Origin of the sequence: Tardiphaga sp. (genome assembly GCF_028290785.1) — a bacterium.
GTDB lineage: Bacteria > Pseudomonadota > Alphaproteobacteria > Rhizobiales > Xanthobacteraceae > Tardiphaga.
In genome coordinates, this window is the sequence record NZ_JAQGJD010000278.1 from 1 (window position 1) to 2,538 (window position 2,538).

General features: G+C 61.5%; 3 protein-coding genes and 1 pseudogene. All 4 read right to left on the reverse strand.

The window, feature by feature from the left end:
* Positions 1-117: 117 nt before the first annotated feature.
* Positions 118-894, reverse strand: a complete 777-nt coding sequence (locus JWR89_RS16835) for an anti-sigma factor (protein WP_299718135.1) — start codon at positions 892-894, stop codon at positions 118-120.
* A 75-nt stretch (positions 895-969) separates the two neighbouring features.
* Positions 970-1,497: a cupin domain-containing protein gene (locus JWR89_RS16840; RefSeq protein WP_299718137.1), complete on the reverse strand. Its 528-nt coding sequence runs from the start codon at positions 1,495-1,497 to the stop codon at positions 970-972.
* Positions 1,498-1,637: 140 nt separating this feature from the next.
* Positions 1,638-2,159: a sigma-70 family RNA polymerase sigma factor gene (locus JWR89_RS16845; RefSeq protein WP_299718139.1), complete on the reverse strand. Its 522-nt coding sequence runs from the start codon at positions 2,157-2,159 to the stop codon at positions 1,638-1,640.
* Positions 2,160-2,214: 55 nt separating this feature from the next.
* Positions 2,215-2,538: pseudogene (locus JWR89_RS16850) on the reverse strand (hypothetical protein); the annotation flags it as partial.

The window sequence follows — 2,538 nt, forward strand, 5'->3', positions numbered from 1 at the left end:
TGCGGGCACGGCGAAGGTCAGATGAGCGTGGGCAGAGGCGCCGTCGCAAGATAGCAGGCCGCCGAGCAAGACAATGAAACTAGCGGTGATCTTCATGATGATCTCTCTAGAATGGGTTCAGATCTGCGGGGACAGCTGCCGGCGAACTTCGTTGGCGATGGGGTGCAGCGTTTCCGGCGCCGTCTGCCCGACCAGGCTGTAGCCAAGGCCGTTGTCGGCCCAGGCGAAACCGTTGACAGGACCATCAGCGTGCCGCGTCATCGGCGCATTGTGGTCGGCTTGCATCGGGCGCGCCAGCACCACCAGCCGTGTGCCGCGGTCGTCGTCATACATGAACATGGCCGCAGGTCCATGCGCGGTGGCCACGATACGTCCACCCATAAAGCGATAGCCGGAGGCGGCAAGATCGGGCACGCCAACCGAGCGGCCGAGGCGCTGCGTGGCCCAGTCAATCAACTCAGCGCGATCTGTAGCGCGAAGTTCCACTGGGTGGATCCGGTCGGAACCATAGACCGCGAAATTCTGCGCAGCTTCCTGGGCAATTGCAGCGACGCCCTCGCTCGGCGCGAGGGGGCCATGGAGCGACCAACCTCCGGCGCCGCCGACGCACAGCAACACGACCGCTGCCGCCGCGGCGGCCCACCAAGGTGTCTGGCGAGACCGGCCACGCCGCGCGATCATGCGGGCCAGATCGAGCTCCGGCGGTAAGGGCTCTACGACTATCTGGGCAAGCGCAGCGCGCAGGGCGGCGCGCTGTTTTTCATAGCCGGTGACGCGCGCGGCCACATCGCGGTGCGCCTCGAGGTAGGCCGCGACCTCATCCTTCCGATCGGGAGCGAGAACGCCATCGACATAGCTGTGCAAGTCTTCCTCGGTAATGGGGCGGCTGGTCATTTTACTCTCCGAAATCATCAAATCACGCGCGGCGATTATGGTTTTCCGATTGTGAAGTGGGCGCGATTAGACTGATCATTGAGGAAACGCAGGGAGTTCGAGCGCAATCTTGTCGGGCGGAACAAAGCGGACGCCATACTCTTCAAACACTTTTATCGTCTCGCCGAGATCCACCGTTGCATACGTGATCCCGTTATCGGGCGGGATATCTAGGCTTTGCGCCGGGATCGCCATCGTGGCAGATGCTTTCATGAAGCCGCCCGGCGTCATGAACACCAACATATGGATCTCGGGCGACTGGATCTTGAAGGCGTGCGCCTTGCGCTTTGGCAGGAAAATGCATTCGCCGGCCGACGCATGGAAACATTCGTCCCCAACGTAAATGTCGATCATGCCTTCCAAGACGTAGAATGTTTCGTCTTCGCGTTCATGCACATGCGGTGGAGGCTCAGTGCCTTTCTTCATCCTGGTGACGACAAACTCAAATGCTCCTCCGGTATCCCGCTCGGTTGCGAGGCTGGTGATGAGGATGCCTTTATACCACGTCGACATATCAATTGAGGGAGCTCGCTTGAACGCCCTGATCGTTGGATCTTCGGTCATCGTTCTCGCCCTTTACGCTTGGCCAATCGACAATTCGGTCGGCCCCTGAACCTACTGCTTGATAGTTGGACGTTAATTCCGTCCAATTATTCGATCTCGCAAAATCTCTCGCGTTTGAGTAATCGAACACATGAATTCCGTCATTTGACGCTGCGCAAATGGGCGACAGGTGCCACGCGTTGTTGTCCGTCCATCTCTTTCAGCAGGCGCTCGCGCGCGCGCGACAGCCGCGACATCACCGTGCCCAGCGGAATGTCGAGCACGCCGGCTGTCTCCGCATAGCTCAGGCCTTCTACGGTGGCGAGCAGCAAAACCGCCTTCTGTTCTTCCGGAAGGCGATCCAGTGCTGCCAACAATTCGCGGTAGCGCAGTCCGTCCTCCTGCGATGGCGCCTGGGCAAAGGCTCCTTCCTGCGCGTCGTCTAGCTCGACGTGTCGGGGCCGGGTCGAGGTCCGGCGCAGTCGCGTCATGGCCAGATTGTGCAGGATGGTGAAAATCCACGCCCGCGCATTGCCGTCCTTGCGCTGGCTCCAGTTGCTAACAGCCCGCTCAAGGCAATCCTGCACCAGATCGTCGGCGGCCGAGCGATCGCGCAGCAGGCTCCGCGCATAGCGGCGCAATGCGGGGATCAAGGGCTCGATCTGATGCAGCATGTCTTGCATGGCATTACCTTGCTGGCGATGCCGGCCTCTGCCGGCACCGATGCGTTTTACGCGGTCAGTGTGCCTGAAGCTGGACCACGGCGCCGGGTGCCGCGGCGGTGCCTTCGGCGATTACCAGATAGTGCCGCTCGGACTTGCTGTCGTTCGCCACCAACTGCCGGATCGGTCCGACCGCATTGACGATCGCGGAGCCTGCCGGATTGGTCATAAACGCCGCCAGCGGCTGCAGAGGCCCGTGGCCGTCGGCATGTTCGGCGAGGCCGACGAAGTACGGCTTCTTGGGCTCCAGCCCCGTGGCGGAGGCCTGGAACACCTGGATCAGCCCCTGGTCGAACAGCGAGACACTGGTCGGGGCGGTTTCGCCGGGCTTAACGCCCTT